General features: G+C 70.9%; 16 protein-coding genes. 6 read left to right on the forward strand and 10 right to left on the reverse strand.

Annotation, left to right across the window (positions count from 1 at the left end):
* Window positions 1-6: 6 nt before the first annotated feature.
* Window positions 7-996: a hypothetical protein gene (locus OCT49_RS33795; RefSeq protein ID WP_283855595.1), complete on the reverse strand. Its 990-nt coding sequence runs from the start codon at window positions 994-996 to the stop codon at window positions 7-9.
* Between the two features lie 221 nt (window positions 997-1,217).
* Between OCT49_RS33795 and OCT49_RS33800 the strand changes: the two genes are divergently transcribed.
* The gene (locus tag OCT49_RS33800; RefSeq protein WP_283855596.1) at window positions 1,218-2,120 is read left to right on the forward strand and encodes an oxygenase MpaB family protein; all 903 of its coding nucleotides are present in this window, start codon (window positions 1,218-1,220) and stop codon (window positions 2,118-2,120) included.
* 30 nt (window positions 2,121-2,150) lie between these two features.
* On the opposite strand, the gene OCT49_RS33805 is transcribed toward OCT49_RS33800, so the two are convergent.
* From OCT49_RS33805 to tatA, 3 genes are all read right to left on the reverse strand, one after another.
* Entirely contained in the window at window positions 2,151-2,597 is a 447-nt protein-coding gene (locus tag OCT49_RS33805) for a methyltransferase domain-containing protein (RefSeq protein WP_283855597.1), read from the reverse strand.
* A 165-nt stretch (window positions 2,598-2,762) separates the two neighbouring features.
* Window positions 2,763-3,338, reverse strand: a complete 576-nt coding sequence (locus tag OCT49_RS33810) for a TerD family protein (protein ID WP_283855598.1) — start codon at window positions 3,336-3,338, stop codon at window positions 2,763-2,765.
* A gap of 156 nt (window positions 3,339-3,494) precedes the next feature.
* Window positions 3,495-3,695 carry a Sec-independent protein translocase subunit TatA gene (gene tatA, locus OCT49_RS33815; protein WP_148832937.1) on the reverse strand — a complete coding sequence of 67 codons (201 nt, stop codon included), beginning with the start codon at window positions 3,693-3,695 and terminating at the stop codon, window positions 3,495-3,497.
* A gap of 165 nt (window positions 3,696-3,860) precedes the next feature.
* On the opposite strand from tatA, the gene OCT49_RS33820 reads away from it, so the two are divergent.
* Window positions 3,861-5,372: an LCP family protein gene (locus tag OCT49_RS33820; protein WP_502963496.1), complete on the forward strand. Its 1,512-nt coding sequence runs from the start codon at window positions 3,861-3,863 to the stop codon at window positions 5,370-5,372.
* 148 nt (window positions 5,373-5,520) lie between these two features.
* Here the strand turns inward: OCT49_RS33820 and OCT49_RS33825 are convergent, their stop codons facing one another.
* Window positions 5,521-5,886, reverse strand: coding sequence for an ArsR/SmtB family transcription factor (locus OCT49_RS33825; protein ID WP_283855600.1), 366 nt, complete (start codon window positions 5,884-5,886; stop codon window positions 5,521-5,523).
* Between the two features lie 395 nt (window positions 5,887-6,281).
* Between OCT49_RS33825 and OCT49_RS33830 the strand changes: the two genes are divergently transcribed.
* The 3 genes from OCT49_RS33830 to OCT49_RS33840 all read left to right on the forward strand — a co-directional run bounded on the left by OCT49_RS33830 (window position 6,282) and on the right by OCT49_RS33840 (window position 8,764).
* The gene (locus OCT49_RS33830; protein WP_283855601.1) at window positions 6,282-6,695 is read left to right on the forward strand and encodes a roadblock/LC7 domain-containing protein; all 414 of its coding nucleotides are present in this window, start codon (window positions 6,282-6,284) and stop codon (window positions 6,693-6,695) included.
* Between the two features lie 95 nt (window positions 6,696-6,790).
* The gene (locus tag OCT49_RS39925) at window positions 6,791-8,173 is read left to right on the forward strand and encodes a DUF6397 family protein (protein WP_349632818.1); all 1,383 of its coding nucleotides are present in this window, start codon (window positions 6,791-6,793) and stop codon (window positions 8,171-8,173) included.
* Between the two features lie 102 nt (window positions 8,174-8,275).
* Complete coding sequence (locus tag OCT49_RS33840) at window positions 8,276-8,764, forward strand: GNAT family N-acetyltransferase (RefSeq protein WP_283855602.1); 489 nt, start codon at window positions 8,276-8,278, stop codon at window positions 8,762-8,764.
* A gap of 74 nt (window positions 8,765-8,838) precedes the next feature.
* Here OCT49_RS33840 and OCT49_RS33845 read toward each other — a convergent pair whose 3' ends face one another.
* Window positions 8,839-10,971, reverse strand: a complete 2,133-nt coding sequence (locus tag OCT49_RS33845; protein ID WP_283855603.1) for a SpoIIE family protein phosphatase — start codon at window positions 10,969-10,971, stop codon at window positions 8,839-8,841.
* Between the two features lie 243 nt (window positions 10,972-11,214).
* Between OCT49_RS33845 and OCT49_RS33850 the strand changes: the two genes are divergently transcribed.
* The gene (locus tag OCT49_RS33850) at window positions 11,215-12,312 is read left to right on the forward strand and encodes an enoyl-CoA hydratase/isomerase family protein (RefSeq protein WP_283855604.1); all 1,098 of its coding nucleotides are present in this window, start codon (window positions 11,215-11,217) and stop codon (window positions 12,310-12,312) included.
* A 73-nt stretch (window positions 12,313-12,385) separates the two neighbouring features.
* Here OCT49_RS33850 and OCT49_RS33855 read toward each other — a convergent pair whose 3' ends face one another.
* From OCT49_RS33855 to rhaI, 4 genes are all read right to left on the reverse strand, one after another.
* A complete protein-coding gene (locus tag OCT49_RS33855) occupies window positions 12,386-13,849 on the reverse strand; it encodes an L-fucose/L-arabinose isomerase family protein (protein WP_283855605.1) in 1,464 nt (487 codons plus the stop codon).
* A complete protein-coding gene (locus OCT49_RS33860) occupies window positions 13,842-15,404 on the reverse strand; it encodes a rhamnulokinase (protein ID WP_283856026.1) in 1,563 nt (520 codons plus the stop codon). The genes OCT49_RS33855 and OCT49_RS33860 overlap by 8 nt, the downstream gene beginning before the upstream one ends.
* 43 nt (window positions 15,405-15,447) lie before the next feature.
* The gene (locus OCT49_RS33865; protein ID WP_283855606.1) at window positions 15,448-17,493 is read right to left on the reverse strand and encodes a bifunctional aldolase/short-chain dehydrogenase; all 2,046 of its coding nucleotides are present in this window, start codon (window positions 17,491-17,493) and stop codon (window positions 15,448-15,450) included.
* Window positions 17,494-17,592: 99 nt separating this feature from the next.
* Window positions 17,593-18,759: an L-rhamnose isomerase gene (rhaI, locus tag OCT49_RS33870; RefSeq protein ID WP_283855607.1), complete on the reverse strand. Its 1,167-nt coding sequence runs from the start codon at window positions 18,757-18,759 to the stop codon at window positions 17,593-17,595.
* Window positions 18,760-18,982 lie beyond the last annotated feature (223 nt).

The following is an 18,982-nucleotide window of genomic DNA, read 5'->3' on the forward strand; positions in this document are numbered from 1 at the left end:
TCGTGCTCAGGCCGGACGCACCGCGAGCGCGTCGAGGGCCTTCAGCAGGCCGGGCAGCTCCGTGCCGCGTCCCACCGGCAGCACCTCGCCCGGCTCCTCGTCCAGCAGGATGAACGCGATGTCGTCGGTCCGGGCGACCAGGGACCAGCCGGGGCCGTCGGCACGCAGCATCCGGGCATCGCCCGGGGCGAAGGAGGACCGGACGCGGCCGGGCGGCGGCGGGGTGTCGAGGTAACCACGGGCCTCCGCGAGCGCCCGGCGCACCCCGGGGTGCGCCCCCGGGGGAGTTGCACCGGCCGGTTCCTCGGAGGTGGCGCCGACCCGTACGTCCGCACCGGCACCGGCACCGGGACCGGCGGGCCCGGGATCGGCCCGGGACTCGGATCCGGCCTCCGGAACGGCTCCGGCACCGGTGTCGGTGTCGAGACCAGTATGGGGGTCGGACGGGGAAACGGAATCCGCTTCCGCCCCGGCCGGGGTGCCGAAGGCCGGGTCGCCGTCGAGCTGTTCGCGCCAGGCTGCCCACTGGTGAGCTATCTCGTCCGCTCCCATGCGCCGCTGGGCGGGCCCCCACGCATCCGTGTCGGGTGGCGCCAACGGCGTGGGGTCGGTGCCCTCGGCCTCCGGATCGGGCAACGGGTCGTGCGGGGCCGCCACGCCCGGGGCGGCGACCGCCACCGGAAGGGGCCAGCCGGGCAGCGCGCAGACCACCGAACGGTCGTCGGGGGAGAGGTCGTACTCCATGCCGCAGTCCCAGGCCGCGATGGCCACGGCCACCAGGGACACGTCCTCGACGACGACGGTCCACCGCGCACCGCCGCCGTCCTGGCCGAGGACGAGACCGTAGCCCTCGGCGTACGGTTCGAGGGCGAACGCGGCACACGCGGCCGGGTAGTCGTCGCCGAGCAGGCTCGGGAACTGCGCCGGTGTCAGCAGCGCCGCGGTCAGCACATACAGCGCGTCGTCATCGGCGACTGTGTCGTTCGTCCCGGCCACGGCACCCTCCTCGTCCCTCATCCCTGTCCGTCGGCGCACCCTAACCAGTCGGTAACCCACTCGTCGAGGCCCTGACAAAGGAGGAAACGGGCCATGAGGGGTTCCTCCGGAGCGGCCCACCCCGATGGAACCGCGAGTGCGCATGACTGGCCGGAACGTATTCGTGGTGCTCCCCATCAGCGATAAGTTGAGCCTCCGGACCGAGGCGAGGGGGCAGCCCAGTGAAGCGGTACGACCGGCTGAAGGAGATCCAGCACCTCGATCCGGAACGGGACTTCCTCCGGATCTACCGGATCACGGCAACGTACGAGTTCCCCTGGGACATCGCCCGGGCCCTCGAACTCGCCCTGTACCGCACGTACGCCGTGCCCAGCATCGGCCGGCTCCTCGCCCGGACCGCCGAGATGACGGACCGCACGCAGAAGCGCTACGACGACACCGCGCTGCTCCTCGACGCCGTCGTGGAGCACGGCTTCGACAGCGACCCGGGACGCACGGCCCTGCGCCGGATCAACCAGATGCACCGCAGCTACGACATCAGCAACGACGACATGCGGTACGTCCTGTGCACCTTCGTCGTCACCCCGAAGCGGTGGATCGACGACTACGGCTGGCGCCGGCTGTCCGATCACGAACTGCGGGCGTGCGCCGCCTACTACCGGACCCTGGGCGCCCACATGGGCATCAAGGACCTGCCGCGGTCGTACCAGGATTTCGAGGAGACCCTCGACACCTACGAGGCCGAGCACTTCGGCTGGGACGAGGGAGGACGCCGGGTCTCCGACGCCACGCTCGACCTGATGGCCTCCTGGTACCCCCGCCCCTTCGCCCCCGCCGCCCGGAAGGCCGCCCTGGCGCTCCTCGACGATTCGCTGCTGAGGGCCTTCCGGTACGAGCGTCCGGGGCTCATGACCTGCGGCCTCGTCCACGGCGCCCTGCGCCTGCGGGCCCGGGCGGTGCGCCTCCTGCCGCCGCGCACCGCCCCGCACTACGCCCGGCAGAACCCGGAGATCAAGGGGTACCCGAACGGCTACGAGCTCTCCGCGCTCGGTACGTTCCCGCGCCCGGGAGTCGGCGGCTGCCCGGTCCCGCACGACCGGCATCCCGCCGCCCCGGCGGAGTGAGCACGGCGGGACGGGACCGGGGCGCGCCAGTCAGGGCAGCCGCACCGCGAGGGCGAGAAAGCGTTCGTCCTCGTCGGCGTAGACATCGAGCCGCCAGCCCGAACGCGCCGGCAAGGGGCGGAGATTGTGCTCCGCGCGCAGGTCGTCGCCCGTGAGCCGGCGGCCGTGCCGGGCCGCGAGGGCGGCCCGCCCGACGGGGTGGAAGAGCGCCAGCCGCCCGCCGGGCCGTACCGCCGACTCCAGCATGGCCGCCGTCAGATCCACGCCCACGACCGTGCCGTGGGGTCCGACGGCCGCACGGAGGGCGGGAAGGGCTCGCCCCGTACCGCACCCGGCATCGAGCACGGCGTCCCCGGGCCCCAGCCCCAGGGAGCGGACGGCCTCGTCGAAGGCGGGTCCGTCATCGGCGAACCGGGCATCCCAGTCCACCGCGCGGGCCGTGAAGAATTCCTGGACATGCGTGTGGTCGTCGGCCATGAGGACATGATCGCGCGGTTGCCGGGGCGTGTCCGTGCCGGGCTGGGCCCGTACCAGGCTGTACCGAGTCGCACCGTACGGCCGATGACGGTGGGCGGGCCCTCCCGGCTTCCCGGCACCGGGAAGCCGGGAGGGCCCGCGTCCGTCGTCCGTACCGCCTCCGGATCAGACGTTGACGCCGTAGTCGGACGCGATACCGGCCAGGCCCGAGGCGTACCCCTGGCCGACGGCCCGGAACTTCCACTCCGTGCCGTGCCGGTACAGCTCGCCGAAGACCATGGCGGTCTCGGTCGAGGCGTCCTCGCTGAGGTCGTAACGGGCCAGCTCGATGCCGTTCGCCCGGTTCACCACACGGATGAACGCGTTGCGGACCTGGCCGAAGCTCTGCCCGCGGCTCTGCGCGTCATGGATCGAGACCGGGAAGACGATCTTGGCCACATCCGCTGGGACCGTCGCCAGGTCCACATTGATGGACTCGTCGTCGCCCTCGCCCTCACCGGTCAGGTTGTCACCGGTGTGCTGGACCGAACCGTCCGGACTGGTGAGGTTGTTGTAGAAGACGAAGTGCAGGTCGGAGAGGACCTTGCCCGTGTTCGAGCACAACAGCGCGCTCGCGTCCAGGTCGTGGTCGGCGCCCGTCGTCGTCCGCACGTCCCAGCCCAGGCCGACCGTCACTGCGGTCAGGCCGGGTGCCTCCTTCGACAAGGAGACGTTGCCGCCCTTGGCCAGGGTCACACCCATGAACATCCTCCAACGATCAATTGGTCCAGCGATTCGGTGATGTGGTGAACAGCGCTTCCTTCGGCCGTCACCGGAGGGAACGACGGCGTGACAGCCATGGTTCCCTCAATTGCGCAAGCCCTGAAGTGAACGGCGGGGCGAGGTGACGTACGTTGGTCAACCGGCGCCCTGGACACGTGAGTCGGTGCGGGGCTCCTGCGCATCGGTCTCCTTCATGGCCTTCGCCTCACTCTTCAGGATCCGCATGGATTTGCCCAGGGCCCGGGCCGCATCCGGCAACTTCTTCGAGCCGAACAGCGCGATCATCACAATCGCCACGATCAACAGGTGCCAGGGTTCGAGGCCGTTGCGCAACATGTGCGTGCCGCCCTTCCTTTCGGTGCTCTGGCCGGTGTTTCCGCCCGGCGTCCGCGGACAGTGCTTCAGGGTGACTGCGGGCAGGTCCGGGGACCCGCCCGAACATCAATGCTTGCTACATTGCGCAACTGTACAACCATGAGGTGGCGGAGCACGTCCTACCCCATGGAAGCCGGATGGATGGGATGGTCGATGACGGGAAGTCGCACAGCGGGAACGCGCAGGGGAAGGGGCAGTCGCCTGCGGCGGACAGCCATGTTCGGGCTGTCGTTCCTCGTGCTGCTCGTCGCGGGTGTCGGGTGGGGCTACCTCAAGCTCGGCGGAAGCATCGCCACCTTCAGTGCGGACGGGATCTCCGACAACCGGCCGCCCGACTCGTCGAACGGACAGAACGTCCTGGTCATCGGCTCGGACTCGCGCTCGGGCGACAACGTCAAACTGGGCGGCGGTACGGGGACGGTGGGGCGCTCCGACACCGCCTTCCTGCTCCATGTGTACGGCGACCGCGAGCACGCGGTCGCCGTGTCCATTCCGCGTGACGCCCTCGTGGACATCCCGGCCTGCAAGAAGCCGGGGGGCGATTGGACGGCGCCGCAGCACGACGTGATGTTCAACGGGGCGTTCTCGGTGGGGGAGACGCCCGAGGGGAACCCCGCCTGCACGCAGAACACGGTCGAACAGCTCACCGGCCTGCGCGTCGACCACACCGTGGTCATCGACTTCGCGGGATTCTCGGCACTGACCTCCGCCGTGGGCGGAGTACCGGTGTGCCTGCCCAAGGACATCTACCAGCGCGACCTCAGCCCGAAGCGGCCCACCCGGGGCGACCTGATCTTCACGAAGGGACCGCAGTCCGTCTCCGGGCAGCGGGCGCTCGACTATGTCCGGCTGCGGCACGGCATCGGCGACGGCTCGGACATAGGGCGTATCAAGCGTCAGCAGGCGTTCGTCGCCTCCCTCGTCAAGAAGATCAAGTCCCAGGGGCTGAACCCCACGACCCTGCTGCCCCTGGCCAAGTCGGCGACCGACGCGATGACCGTCGATCCCGGGCTCGGTTCGGCCGACCGGCTCCTGGCGTTCGCCATGTCGATGAAGAACGTCGACCTGCACAACACCAAGTTCGTCACGGTTCCCTGGCGCTACGAGGGCGCGCGCGTCGCGATCGTCGAACCGGACGCCGACGCGCTGTGGGCCGCGCTGAAGGCCGACCGGACAGTCGACGGCAAGGACGCCAGCGGCAAGGGGGCGGGCAAGGACGAAAAGAAGGACAAGGAATCGGCCCCACCCACGGCCCCGGTTTCCGGCAAGGGCATCGACGTCGCCGTCTACAACGGCACCACGGTCACCGGGCTTGCGGCCCGCGCCGCCGAACTCCTGCGCTCCCGGGACTTCACCGTCACCAACACGGCCACGGCGAGCAGACAGGACCATGCCACGACCGTCGTCGAGTACGGCCCGGGACTGCGGGACGAGGCGGAGACCACGGCGAGGCTCTTCGCCGGAGCCAGGGCAACAGCATCCGACCTCCCCGGGATCCGGGTGATCCTCGGCAGTTCCTACGCGGCCAACCCCTCGGCCGCACCGGAGAAACCGGCATCCTCCGGCGTCCCGTCCGCCGTCGCCGACGAGGCGCGGTCGGCCGACGACGACCCGTGCGCGAACCTCTCGTACGGCTGACCTTATGCCGGACGCGGGAGCGGGAGCGGGCGCGGGCGTACGGCGTCGGGCGGCGGTGCCGGGCGAGGCGGAAGCGGCGGTGAGGAAGAGGCCGGGGCCGGGGCATGGTGCGACAACAGCCGTGCCGCGCCCCGGCCCGGCGCCGTTCTCAGGCGCCCCGCTCGCGCAGGCGCACGGACCGCGCCGGTCTGCGACCGGCACGTTCGGTGAGCTGACCCACCATCAGCCGGACGACGGTCACCACATCGGGATCGTCGACCAGATACACCTGGCGGCGGCCCTCACGCCGCGAGCGGACCAGTCCCGCCAGTTTCAGTTTCGTCAGATGCTGGCTCACCGAGGGGAGTGTGCCGCCAACCCGGTCGGCGAGGCCCGTCACATCGCTCTCGCCCTGGGACAGGGCCCACACGATGTGCAGCCGTGCGGGCGTCGCCAGCAGGCCGAAGGCCGCCGCGGCCTCCGTCAGCACCTCGGCGGGCGGATCCTCGAACCCGCCGTCGGCAGCTGTCGACACTCTTGCTCTCCCTGTCCGTGTGGCCGGCTCCTCGCACCCGAAGGGTTCAGTGTAGGTGCCGGACATCTGCTGAGTGCCGTCGACGAGATCCGGCCACAGTGAACGGAGGAACTCCTTGTCGAGGCGGGGGATCCGGCCGACCGCACGGACGAACCGGTCGGACGGCCATGATTGCTGCGACCAGGGGTTCTGTGCGCTTCCCCGGGCGATTCGGGCCCTCGTCCCGCCCCTTCGGAGCCCCCGGGCGGAATCGTTTCCGGCTCCCGTGGGACGAACTCCCCCAAGGGGACCCGGACCCGGCCACATGGCGAAGGAGTGCTTGCCCCCGCGTGACCGGTGCGCAAGGCTTACGCGCACGGGGCATGGGGAACGCATGAGCGGGGAGGAGCGGGGAAATGGCGCTTGACAGGGGACTCGACTGGCTCCTTGACGACCTCACGAGCCGGGTCGAGTACATACGGCATGCGCTGGTGCTGTCGAACGACGGTCTGGTGACGGGCGCGAGCACGGACCTGGCGCGCGAGGACGCGGAACACCTCGCCGCGGTCGCATCGGGGCTCCAGAGCCTCGCCCGCGGATCGGGACGCCACTTCCGGGCCGGGAAGCCCCGGCAGACGATGGTCGAGTTCGACGAGGCGATGCTGTTCGTGACGGCGGCCGGGGACGGCAGCTGTCTGTGCGTGCTGAGCGAGGCGGAGGCCGATGTCGGCCAGGTCGCGTACGAGATGACACTGCTCGTGAACAGGGTCGGGGAGCATCTCGGTGTTGCCGCGAGGCAGACCGGGAGCGAGGAGGGCGACGAGATCTGACCCGGCCACGAGGTTATCCACAGGCTGGGCGGGCGATTCCTCTTCCGCGTTACGGTGATCACAGAGAGTGATCGATCCTCACGGGGGAGAGCGTCATGACTGTTACCGAAGGCGGCCACACGGGGGCCGAGGGCGCGCGGGACATGGGCGCGGACGTCGGCACCGGCACCGCGGACACGATCGCCATGGGCACGGCCGCGCGGGAACTCCTGCTGAAACGCGGTGAGTTCGCCATCGCAGTGCATCTGGGACTGATCCGGCTGACGGTGCGACAGGGCGGCGGAAGGCCCAGGGTCGACCGTGCGGAGGTCCAACGGCTCCGGTCCCAGGACGGGTTCCCGGAAGCACTGCGGGAGAAGGTGTGCGCGGTGGGGACCGCGGAAGGGGCCCACCTGCTGGGCATCAGCCCCGACCGCTTCACCCGGCTCGCCCGCGCCGGATGCCTCACCCCGATCGCGCTCTACGTCAACCGGTACCGGGCGGTTGTCTGGCTCTACCTCGCGGAGGAGCTCGCCGGGTTCGCCGCCGGGCAACCCGAACTTTTGACGGGCAGGAGCCCCGCCTGGGTACGAGACCGGTTGGCGGAGGGCGCCGACCACCGGGCACGGAACTGGCGTTCGCGCCGGGTCGAGCGATTGTTGCACCTCACGGAGGACCCCTGGACGCGGGCGGCAGTGGTCGCCGAGACGCTGGACCCGGTGCAGTTGGCGGAGGTGGTCGACGACCCGTACGAACGCGCCTACCTCGCCAGGATCCGGCCGGAACCGTCCTTCGCGCCGATGTCCTCGCCGTCGGCCCGGGAAACCGTGGCGCAGCTGATGCGGGCCGACGAACCGGACGAGATGTTGTGGCGGCGGGTCGGCCTGATCATGGAGCTGGACAACGCCCGGGAAGTCCGCCCGGCTCCGCGCCCGGACGCCGGATGGAGTTCTCGCCCCCGTCCCTTCCCCGCCCCGAGGCAGGAGCACCGACCCGAAGCCGAAGCGGATTCAGGAGCCGGAATCGACTTCGGCACGGAGACCGGTCCGGGCCCCGAACGGGGCCCCGAGGCCAAAGCCGAGGCAGTGCCCGCGGTGGTCGTGCCCACTCCGGCCCCGATGCCGGACCCCTTTCGAACCCCTGGCCCGGTACCGGCCCCGGAGCAGGTCCCGGATCGACCACCGGTCCCGGACCTGACTGCGCTGCCTGATCCGACCGTGGTACCCGACCCGCTCCCGGCGTCGGTTCCGGTTCCGGCGTCTGACCCGGTTGCGGCCCTTGGCCCGGTCGCGGTGGCCGGTCGGTCCACGGCGCATGACTCGGCTCCCGGCCCGGACCCGGCGTCAGGGTGGGCGACGACGCCCGCTTCGGGGGCGGCTCCGGCGGGGGCGGTGGGGACCGCGCCCGGCCTGCTCGCCCGGTTCCGTCTGCGCAGGCGCGTGTCCGGGCCCGGGCGCGGTCGGCGCCCCGCACCGGGCCGTGCGCCGCACGGCGCGTGAGGGAGCGAAGAAGGATGAAAACGTTGCTCACGCAGGCAGGAGATCCGCGACGGGTGGGAAAACAGGTCGCGGACGAAGATCGGTACGGGCATCCTGGCTGCCATGCTGATCAGGGAAGCCACCACCGAGGACTGGCCCGCCATCTGGCCGTTCTTCCACGAAATCGTCGCCGCAGGCGAGACCTTCACCTACCCTCTCGACCTCGGCGAGGAGGAGGCCGAATCCTGGTGGCTCCTCAAGTCCCCCAACCGTACGGTTGTCGCGGTCGACGACGACGGGACGATCCTCGGCACGGCCAAGATGAACAACAACCACATGGGCAACGGCTCGCACATCGGCAGCGCCAGCTACATGGTCGATCCCGAACACTCGGGGCAGGGGGTGGGCCGGGCCCTGTGCGAGTACACCCTGGAGTGGGCCCGCGAGGCGGGGTTCCGGGCCATGCAGTTCAACGCGGTCGTGGAGACGAACACCCACGCCGTCCGGCTCTACCGGTCGCTGGGCTTCGAGATCCTGGGAACCCTGCCGGAGGGGTTCAAGCACCCGGAGCGCGGGCTGGTCGGACTGCACATCATGCACCGACGGCTCTGAACGCGCCGGCGTCGCCGGCGGAACCGCAGCCCCGTCCTCGGGCTCGCCCGGACCGGCCCGGGATGGGCGGTTCCTCACACAGGTTCCGTTGCGGACCGGGCGGTGGACACGGGCGGCACCGGGGGGCCGATCTCGCACCAGACCGCCTTGCCCTCCCCGCGGGGCTCGACCCCCCAGCGGGTGGCGACGGCGTCCAGGAGCAGCAACCCCCGCCCCGACGTCGCGGTCTCGCCGGGGCTGCGCCGCCTCGGCCAGGCACTGGAGCGGTCCTGCACGGACAGCCGGACCCGGCGGACGGGCTCCGGCAACACTTCCAGAGTGAGCACCGCCCCGCCCTCCGTGTGCAGCAGGACGTTCACCAGCAATTCATCGGTGACCAGCTCCGCGTCGTCGGCGAGCTCGGCCATGTCCCAGTCGGTCAGGGCCTGGCGCACGATGGTACGGGCGTCGGAGAGCCCTTCCGGGTCGGCCTGGTGGATGTACTGGTGCAGCCGCGGCGCCCGCGGCGAACCAGGATCCGGGCTGCGCCGGAGCACCAGGAGGGCCACGTCGTCCCCCGAACCCCAGCGTTCCCAGAGCCGCTCCGACAGATGGTCGGCCAGTGCCTGGGCGCCCGCCGGCCCCGCGTTCACCTCGTTGATCAACGTACGGACGCCCGAGTCGATGTCGGCCCCCGGCTCCTCCACCAGACCATCGGTGTACAGGACGAGGGTCTCGCCCGGCACCAGGTCGAGCCGGGTCTCGGGGAACTCCTCGTCCCCGAAGTCGGTCGAGATGCCCAGTGGCAGACCGCCCCGTACCTGGGGGCTGCCGACCCGGCCGTCCGTGTGCCGGATCAGTGGCCCGAAATGCCCGGCGCGGACCACCCGTACGGTCCCCGACGCCAGATCGACCTGGGCGTACGTGCAGGTCGCGAAGCGGTCAGTGTCCAGCTCGGAGAGGAAGCGCGAGGCCCGCGCCAGCACCGTCGACGGCGAGTGCCCCTCGGCGGCGTACGCGCGCAGGGCGATGCGCAGCTGCCCCATCGTGGCGGCGGCATGAGTGTCGTGGCCCTGCACGTCGCCGACCACGATCCCGAACCGGTTCTTGGGCAGTGCGATCACGTCGTACCAGTCGCCGCCGACCTGCCGGCCGCTCCAGGCCGAGTGGTAACGCACGGCGATCTCGCCGCCCTCGATCTCCTGGATCCGCCTCGGCAGCATCGCGGACTGGAGACCGGTGGCGAACTCGCGTTCCTCGTCGAAGAGCTTCGCGCGTTGCAGGGACTGGGCGACGATGGCGGCCAGTCCCAGGCACAGATTGCGTTCGTCCGCGTTGAACACCGTTCTTTCGCGGTAGAAGAGCGCCAGGGTGCCGAGGGAGCGCGCCTGGGCCACGAGCGGCAGATAGGCGGCGGCACGGAACTCCATCCGGTCGGCATGAGGGGCCAGCGCCGGATAGCGGTGGACGAGTGCGGAGACCGACGTCAGGAATCTGGGCCGGCCGCTCAGGGTCGTGTCGGCCAGCGGGAAATCACGGTCCAGGCCCGTGTACCGGAGCTCGTCGATCGCCTCCACCGAATCGCCGCTCAGCGCGATGACGTTCATCGAGGTGTTCTCGACCAGCCCGAGCGAGAGTCCGTCCGCACCGAGCCGGGCGAGCCCGCCCGGCCCGGTGAGCGACGCGGTCACGTCGTCCACGGTCACCGCTCGCGACAAGGCGCTCGTTGTGCGTTCAACGATGCTGGTCTGGCGTTGCCGACGCTTTTCCAGATCCAGCACGAAGGCCGAATGGGTGACCTCGGCGGTGGTGTCCTGCACCACCCCGATGATCCGCTGCACCTGACCGTCCTCGGTGCGCAGGATCCGGGCCTGGATATGGGTCCACTGCTCCTTGCCGTTGTCCAGCGGCACCCGGAAGTGCACGCTGTACGAACTGCGCCCGCTCTTGATCGCCTCGTCGATCGCCACTTCGAGGCGGGTCCGCTCCGACTGTTCGAGCCGCTCCATCACGGTCTCCGGCCGACGGTCGAAGGCATGGGGGTCCAGACCGAACACCAGCAGCCCGGCATCGTCGATGTCGAGCGTGTCGGCCTCCACGTTCCACTCGAAACTGCCCGTCCGGTTCATGGCAAGCCGCTGGGCCGTTGCGGTCTCGCTGTTGCGCGTCCGGTCGATCAGCAGGCGGGGCGGAACCGATCTGCTCGATTGCTGGTCGTGATCGGTCATTCCTGCTCCGAGGTCGCCGGGCTGGGCTGCCGGGCGGCGCGGCCCGTGCCGGGTGTCTCAATTGTCGAACCGGTTCCGGCAGGCTGCCACAGCGGCTGCCCGGCGGAATCCGGCCCGGGCACCACGCCCGGCGCCTCCGGCACCCCTGCCGTCCCGGGCCGTGGTCCGCCCCCGCAGAATGGCAGCGGAAGATCGTCCGCGACCTGCGGTCGATACGGCACAGGGGCTGACCGGAGGGCATTCATGAACCACGAGGATCCCGTTCTGCTGCACACCGAGGGACGCGTCCGGCACATCACGCTCAACCGTCCACGCGCCCTCAACGCGCTGAACCACGTCATGGTGGCCCGCCTCGACGAAGCGCTCGCCGAGGCCGAACACGACGACTCCGTCACCGCCGTCCTGCTCACCGGAGCGGGCGAACGCGGGCTCTGCGCGGGCGGCGACATCCGCTCCATCTACGAGGACGCCCGCGCCGGGAACAACGCGTCGACGGACTTCTGGCGCGACGAGTACCGGCTCAACGCCCGCATCGCCCGCTTCCCCAAGCCGTACGTCGCGATCATGGACGGCATCGTGATGGGCGGCGGCGTCGGCATCTCGGCCCACGGGGACGTCCGGGTCGTCACCGAACGCTCACGCGTCGCCATGCCCGAGACCGGAATCGGATTCGTCCCCGACGTGGGCGGAACGCACCTCCTCGCCGCGGCACCCGGTGAACTGGGCACCCACCTGGCCCTCACCGCGGAGGCGGCCGGTCCGGGCGACGCGCTGCTGTGCGGGCTCGCCGACCACTTCGTCCCGTCGCACCACCTCACCGCACTCGTCACGGACCTCGCCGGCTGCGGCACGGCCACGGAGATCGAGAAGACGGTGCTGCGGTACGCCTCGCCCGCACCCGCCGGTGAGCTGGCAGAACACCGCGAGTGGATCGATTCCTGCTACCGGGCCGACTCGGTCGAGGAGATCGTCGACCGGCTCGGCAGCAGCGGCGTCCCCGCCGCCGAACGGGCCGCCGAGACTGTCCTGGCCAAGTCGCCCACCGCGCTCAAGGTGACCCTCGCCGCGCTGCGCAGGGCCCGCGGGCTGGACAGCCTGGAAGCGGTGCTGGACCAGGAATACCGCACTTCGTGCACCGCTTTCACCAGGCCCGACCTGGTGGAAGGCGTGCGGGCCCAGATCATCGACAAGGACCGTTCCCCGCGATGGAGCCCGGCGGCCCTCGCCGACGTCACCGACGCCGACGTGGCGTCCTTCTTCGCCCCGCTGGGCGACCGGGAACTCGGCCTGGCCCCCGGCCGGCAGGTGGGCCCGGCCGCCGGTTCCCCGACGGAGCACTGAGCCGGCACGGACCGCCCGCACCCGGGGAGGGGCCGTCACGACCCGACGGAACCGCCCCGGAGCACGCACGGATTCAGAGTTCCCCCGGACCGTCCACCACCTGGAAGGGCACACCGAGGAGCCCGGCCGCGGCCCTGAGGTCCTTGGCACGGTGACCGGTGCACAGCGTCCAGTGATGGCCGACCCCCGTCGCGGACCAGGCGTCCGTCCACTCGCCGGGATCGAAACCGAAGTCGACCCGGGACGTGGTGTTGCCGATCTCCAGCAACGGCCCCGGCACCACCTCCCCCTCGGACGCGATGAAGGTGAAGGTGCCATCGGCCTCCTGGCCGATGCCGAACGTGGTGACCGGGCCGTGCTCGACATCGAATTCCACGCTGACGCCCCAGCCGCGCTTGCCGTGGTAGACGCCGAGCCCGCGCAGCAGCGGGTCCCCGGAACTGATCGCGAGATGGGCGGGACCGTCATGGCCCATCTCGACGACCCGGTCCCGGAAATTGAGGGCCTGGAACTCGGTGAAGGAACCACCCGCCCCCAGGGTGTCGGCGACCAGCATGGCCAGACTGGTGCGCAGCTCGTACTCCCCGGCCATCGGGACGCCGCGCGCGGTCAGCAGCGAAGCGCCCAGGATCATCCCGGCGCCGAGCCGCTCGTGGATCTCGCCCTCCAGACCGCGGTGGTAGTAGGCGAGGCTGTCCAGCCCGAAGTCCTCCACCAGCCGGTCCAGCCCCACCGAGACCCGGGCCGCCCACGCGAGATCGCCCTCGTCGACGGAACTGTCGAGCGTGAAGACCGTACGCGCCAGCGCGACGCGTTCGGCGGCGGCCGCGTCCGTCACGGCGGCGACCCGGACCCGCAGATCGTCGAACTCGAGAACCTCGACATGCCCGCCGAACCGGGTGGAGACCAGCGTCATGTCGGTGGACACGTCGAGCATGCCGGGGTAGAGGTGGCCCATCAGCCCGTGCCGACCGTGACGCAGCACCCCGCGCACCCGGGCGGCACGGATCCAGCGGCGGATCCTGGTCCAGGCGTTCTCGTCGCGCAGATGGCCCGACACGGAACGGAAGGGGATTCCCCCGCGCCGGAACACATTGGCGATCTCCGGCAGCGGGCACTGACCGCAGTAGGCCAGCCACGCCCCCGTGTCCGTGTTCGCATGATCCATCGCCTCGGTCGGCTGGAGGTCGATGACCAGCACCGGAGCATGGGCGCGCTGGGCGATGGGCAGGACCATCGAGGCCGTGAGGTACGTCGTCAGGAACGTCACGACGATGTCGCAGTCGGCCGCGCGCAGCTTCCCGGCCGCCCCGGCGGCCTCCTGCGGATCGGAGACGAAGCCGGCGTCGACGACCTCGCAGTCCATTTCCTCGAACCGCCCGGTCACGAAGCGCGCGGATTCCCGCAGCCGTTCGAGGAGACCGGGGAACTGCGGCCAATACGCGCCGAGTCCGCCGGAGACCAGACCCACACGGGTACGACGGCGTGTGACGCGGGTGAGTGCGGAGCCCGGCACAGCGGGCGGGACATCAGCCATGGGTTTCCTTCCTCCGTCTTCCGTACCGGGTCCGGTCCGCCCCCGTGGGCGCCCGGACCGCTGTCGAGGGCGGGACACCGGGCGCGCGGTCGGCTTCCAGCCGGGCGGCGGCCCGGTCCCACGCCCGTGGGTCGCCCCGCGGGGTGTAGTGACGCAATTCCTGGGTCCGTGCCACGAGCCGCCTCATGTCGTCGAGGTCCCCCACCAGCCCGTGGGCACGGGCCTGCACCAGGATGTTGCCAAGTGCAGTCGCCTCGGCGGGACCGGCCGTGACGGGGAGTCCGGTGGCGTCCGAGGTCCACTGGCACAGCAGCGCGTTGCGCGACCCCCCGCCGACGAGATGGATCCGGACCGGATCCCGCCCCGCGAGGGCGGCGGCCAGGCGCAACGTCCTGCGATGGGCCAGTGCCAGACTCTCCAGCACGCAGCGCACGTACCCGCCGGGACCGTCCGGCGGCGCCTGCCCGGTCCGCGCGAGGTGGGCGTCGATGCGCGCCGGCATGTCGCCCGGCGCGAGGAACGCCTCGTCGTCCGGATCGATCACCGCGGCGAACGGCCGGGCCCCGGCCGCCTCCGAGAGCAGCCGGTCCAGCCCCGGGGAGACCCCCTGCCGGTCCCACGTCCGACGGCACTCCTCCAGCAGCCACAGCCCCATGACGTTGCGGAGATAGCGGATGGTGCCGTCCACCCCGCGCTCATTGGTGAAGCTCGCCGCCCGGGACTCCTCCGTCAGGACCGGGGCCGTCAGTTCGAGCCCCGCCAACGACCACGTGCCGCAGGAGAGGTACGCGAACCCCGGCTCCGTCGCGGGCACCGCGGCGACCGCCGACGCGGTGTCGTGCGAGGCGACCGTCGTCACCGGCGTCCTGGCGGGCAGACCGGTGTACTCGGCGACGTGCGGCAGCAGCGTTCCCGCAGGATCACCGGGCTCGCGCAGCGGCGGGAACCACGAACGATCCAGCCCCAGCCGTCCGATCAGCGCATCGGACCAGGTCCCGGCGGACGCGTCGAGCAGGCCGGTCGTCGACGCGTTGGTGATCTCCGCACCCACCGAGCCCGTCAGCCAGTGCGTCAGCAGATCCGGGATCAGCAACACCGTCCGCGCCGCCTCCCACTGGGCACTCGTACGGTGGGCGGCCAGCTGGAACACCGTGTTGAACGGCAACTGCTGCAACCCGCTGACGGTGTACAGCTCCCGCCCGTCGCACTCGGCCAGCACCCGGCGGGCGGCCTCGGCGTTACGGCCGTCGCGGTAGTGGAACGGCAGCCCCAGCAGCGCCCCGTCGGCATCGAGGAGGCCGTAGTCGACCGCCCAGGTGTCGATGCCGACCGAGGCGACCGGACCCGTGCGGGCGGCGGCCCGCAGTCCGTCCAGCATCCCCTGGTACAGGGCGAGCACGTCCCACCGCAGCCCGTCCGGCAGCCGGACCGGCGTATTGGGGAAGCGGTGCGCCTCGGCCGGGACGAGCTCTCCGCGCCCCACCCGGCCGGTGATCACCCGGCCGCTGGTCGCACCGAGGTCCACGGCCGCGAAGACCGCTTCGCTCCCTGACATCACGGACACGACGGCCTCCTTCCGGCCGGGGCGGGGGTGCGGCTCATCGCAGGAAGGCCGCGGCCACACCGGCATCGACGGGAATGTGCAGCCCCGTCGTGTGCGTGAGGTCGCCGCCCGTCAGCGCGAAGACCGCGTTGGCCACGTGTTCCGGGAGCACCTCGCGCTTGAGGAGCGTGCGCTGGGCGTAGAACTCCCCGAGCTTCTCCTCCTCGACGCCGTACGTGGCCGCACGCTGGGCACCCCAGCCCGATGCGAAGATTCCCGAACCGCGCACCACACCGTCGGGGTTGACGCCGTTGACCCGGATCCCGTGCTCACCCAATTCGGCCGCCAGCAGTCGCACCTGATGGGCCTGGTCGGCCTTGGTGGCCGAATAGGCGATGTTGTTCGGGCCCGCGAACACCGCGTTCTTCGACGTGACGTAGACGATGTCACCACCGAGGTTCTGGACCCGCATCATCCGGGCGGCCTCCCGCGACACCAGGAACGAGCCGCGCGCCATGATGTCGTGCTGGAGGTCCCAGTCCTGCGCGGTGGTGTCCAGCAGCGGCTTCGAGACGGAGATCCCGGCGTTGTTCACGACGAGGTCCACACCGCCGAACGCGAGCGCGGCGGCCCCGAACGCGGCGACGATCTGCTGCTCGTCGGTCACGTCGGCCGTCACCGCGACGGCCGCGTCGGGCCCGCCGAGCTCCTGTGCCACCGAGGCGGCGTTCCCGGCGTCGCGGTCCACGACGACGACACACGCCCCCTCCGCGACCAGCCGGTGCGCGATGGCCCTGCCGATGCCGGACCCCGCACCCGTGACCAGCGCCACCCGGGTGGCCAGGGGCCGGGGCCTCGGCATCCGGCGCAGCTTGGCCTCCTCCAGCTCCCAGTACTCGATCCGGAACTTCTCGGATTCCTCGATCGGGGCGTACGAGGAGACGGCCTCGGCACCACGCATGACCTGGATGGCGTTGAGGTAGAACTCCCCGGCCACCCGGGCCGTCTGCTTGTCCTTTCCGAAGGAGAACATGCCGACCCCGGGCACCAGCACGATCGCCGGGTCCGCACCGCGCATCGCCGGGGAGCCGGGCGAGGCATGCCGCTCGTAGTAGGCGCGATACGCCTCCCGGTACTCCGCGTGCAGTTCCCGCAGCCGCGCCTCGGCCTCGGCCTGCGGGGCGTCCGCGGGCAGGTCGAGAACCAGCGGCCGGACCTTGGTACGGAGAAAATGGTCCGGGCACGAGGTGCCGAGCGCGGCGAGCCGCGGATGCCCGGTGCGGGCGAGGAAGTCCAGCACCGGTTCCGCGTCCGTGAAGTGACCCACCTGCGGACGGTCGGTGGAGACCAGCCCGCGGATCAACGGGGCGAGCGCCGCCGCACGCTCCCGGCGCCGCTCCTCGGCCAGCGGCTCCCGACCCGCCCACACGGGACCGAACGGCTCGGCCCTGCCGCGCTCTTCCAGGAACGCCTCGGCGGTGCGGATCATCCAGAGGGCGTTGCGCTCGCACTCCTGGGACGTCTCGCCCCAGGCCGTGATGCCGTGCCCGCCCAGGATCACGCCGACGGCGCGCGGGTTCGCCTCCTTGACCGCGGCGATGTCCAGGCCGAGCTGGAAGCCGGGCCTGCGCCAGCCCACCCAGGCCACCTTCTCGCCGAAGCACTCCGCCGTGAGCTTCTCGCCGTCGGCGGCGCACGCCAGCGCGATGCCCGAGTCCGGATGCAGGTGGTCGACATGGGCGGCCCCGACCAGGGCGTGCATCGCCGTGTCGATGGACGGAGCGGCGCCGCCCCTGCCGTGCAGGCAGTAGTCGAACGCCGCCACCATCTCGTCCTCGCGCTCCACCCCCGGATACACGTCCTCGAGCGCACGCACCCGGTCCAGACGCAGCACGGCGAGACCTGCCTCGGTCAGGGTGCCGAGATCGCCCCCGGACCCCTTGACCCACAACAGTTCGGTCTCGCGGCCGGTGACCGGATCGATCGCGGTGGCCTTGGCCGAGGCGTTGCCGCCGGCGTAGTTGGTGTTGCGGGGATCGGAGCCGATGCGGTGGGCGCGCTCCAGCAGCGCGGCGACTTCGGGATGCGTCGCGGAGGTCATGGAATTCCTTCGTGGTCCGGAGGAGGAGAAGATCGGAACGGGTCGGACGTACGGGGAGGAGGTCGGGAACAGGCCGGACGCACGGGGGAGGGACGGAGGTCAGGCGCCCCAGCCAGCCTGCTCCCCGCCGACCCGGGCGGCGGCGATCCGCTCCTGGTTGCCGGAGGCCAGATACGCGGTGAACGGATCTCCGGCCAGACCGAGTTCCTCGCGCACCTCGGCGAGCAGCGGACGGACATCGGTGTTGTAGGCGTCCATCAGGACGCCGTTCGCCGCCAGCACGTCACCGGACCGCTGCGCCGCCTCCAGGGCCGCCGTGTCGACCAGCAATGCCTTGGCGGTCGCCTCCTGCACATTGGCGACCGACCGGATCACGGCCGGGATCTTCGCCTCGATGTTGTGGCACTGGTCGAGCATGAAGTTGACGTTCGTCTCGGGCCTCAGGCCGCCGTTCCTGACCACCTCGTGCATGATCCGGAACAACTGGAACGGATCGGCGGCCCCGACCATCAAGTCGTCGTCGGCGTAGAACCGGGAGTTGAAGTCGAACGCGCCGAGCTTCCCGGCACGCAGCAGGAACGCCACGATGAACTCGATGTTGGTGCCCGGCGCGTGATGCCCGGTGTCCACGACCACCTGGGCCTTCGGCCCGAGGTTCAGGCAGTGCGCGTACGCCGTGCCCCAGTCCGGCACGTCCATCGTGTAGAACGCGGGCTCGAAGAGCTTGTACTCCAGCAGCATCCGCTGGTCGTCGCCGAGGCGCTCGTAGACCTCGGTCAGCGCCTCGGCGAGCCGGTCCTGCCGGGCCACGATGTCGTCCTGCCCCGGGTAGTTGGTGCCGTCGGAGAACCAGAGCTTGAGATCGGCGGACCCGGTCTCGTCCATGATGCCGACGCACTCCAGCAGGTGGTCGGTGGCCTTGCGGCGCACTGCGGGGTCGGGATGGGTGACCGAACCGAGCTTGAAGTCGTCATCCTGGAAGACGTTGGAGTTGATCGCGCCGATCCGCACACCGAGGCTCTCGGCGTGCCGGTTCAGCGCGGCGTAGTCCTCGACCTTGTCCCACGGGATGTGCAGGGACACCTTCGGTGCCACGCCCGTGAACGCGTGCACCTGCGCCGCGTCCTCCAGCTTCTCGAACGGGTCGCGCGGAACCCCCGGTTGCGCGAACACCTTGAAACGCGTCCCGGAGTTCCCGTAGCCCCATGAGGGCGTCTCGATCACTTGGGACTTCAGGGCTTCCTTGACGGTCGACACATCGGACATGCGCACCTCGCAAGGGGTATCCGGCCGACCGGGAACCGGTCGGATCGAAGAGTGTGTGAATCGTTTCAGTTCGGTCGTACGGTAAATTTTCCCGGTTTGGTGGTCAATCGGCCGGTCGGGTTTTCTGTTGTCTTGAATCAATTCATCGTGTGTGCGGAAGCGTACGCATCGGGGGAGGGGTTGATTGTCCCGGCGGCTGGGACCTGGGCGGGACGGCAGGCCG

It is taken from the genome of Streptomyces sp. ML-6 (assembly GCF_030116705.1).
Classification (GTDB): domain Bacteria; phylum Actinomycetota; class Actinomycetes; order Streptomycetales; family Streptomycetaceae; genus Streptomyces.

What these genes read in the sequence shown, in the direction of transcription:
- OCT49_RS33805 (WP_283855597.1), bottom strand. Translation starts at nt 2,597, where the DNA reads ATGGCCGACGACCACACGCATGTCCAGGAATTCTTCACGGCCCGCGCG.
- OCT49_RS33810 (WP_283855598.1), bottom strand. Translation starts at nt 3,338, where the DNA reads ATGGGTGTGACCCTGGCCAAGGGCGGCAACGTCTCCTTGTCGAAGGAG.
- tatA (WP_148832937.1), bottom strand. Translation starts at nt 3,695, where the DNA reads ATGTTGCGCAACGGCCTCGAACCCTGGCACCTGTTGATCGTGGCGATT.
- OCT49_RS33820 (WP_502963496.1), top strand. Translation starts at nt 3,861, where the DNA reads ATGGAAGCCGGATGGATGGGATGGTCGATGACGGGAAGTCGCACAGCG.
- OCT49_RS33830 (WP_283855601.1), top strand. Translation starts at nt 6,282, where the DNA reads ATGGCGCTTGACAGGGGACTCGACTGGCTCCTTGACGACCTCACGAGC.
- OCT49_RS39925 (WP_349632818.1), top strand. Translation starts at nt 6,791, where the DNA reads ATGACTGTTACCGAAGGCGGCCACACGGGGGCCGAGGGCGCGCGGGAC.
- OCT49_RS33840 (WP_283855602.1), top strand. Translation starts at nt 8,276, where the DNA reads ATGCTGATCAGGGAAGCCACCACCGAGGACTGGCCCGCCATCTGGCCG.
- OCT49_RS33845 (WP_283855603.1), bottom strand. Translation starts at nt 10,971, where the DNA reads ATGACCGATCACGACCAGCAATCGAGCAGATCGGTTCCGCCCCGCCTG.
- OCT49_RS33850 (WP_283855604.1), top strand. Translation starts at nt 11,215, where the DNA reads ATGAACCACGAGGATCCCGTTCTGCTGCACACCGAGGGACGCGTCCGG.
- OCT49_RS33855 (WP_283855605.1), bottom strand. Translation starts at nt 13,849, where the DNA reads ATGGCTGATGTCCCGCCCGCTGTGCCGGGCTCCGCACTCACCCGCGTC.
- OCT49_RS33860 (WP_283856026.1), bottom strand. Translation starts at nt 15,404, where the DNA reads ATGTCAGGGAGCGAAGCGGTCTTCGCGGCCGTGGACCTCGGTGCGACC.
- OCT49_RS33865 (WP_283855606.1), bottom strand. Translation starts at nt 17,493, where the DNA reads ATGACCTCCGCGACGCATCCCGAAGTCGCCGCGCTGCTGGAGCGCGCC.
- rhaI (WP_283855607.1), bottom strand. Translation starts at nt 18,759, where the DNA reads ATGTCCGATGTGTCGACCGTCAAGGAAGCCCTGAAGTCCCAAGTGATC.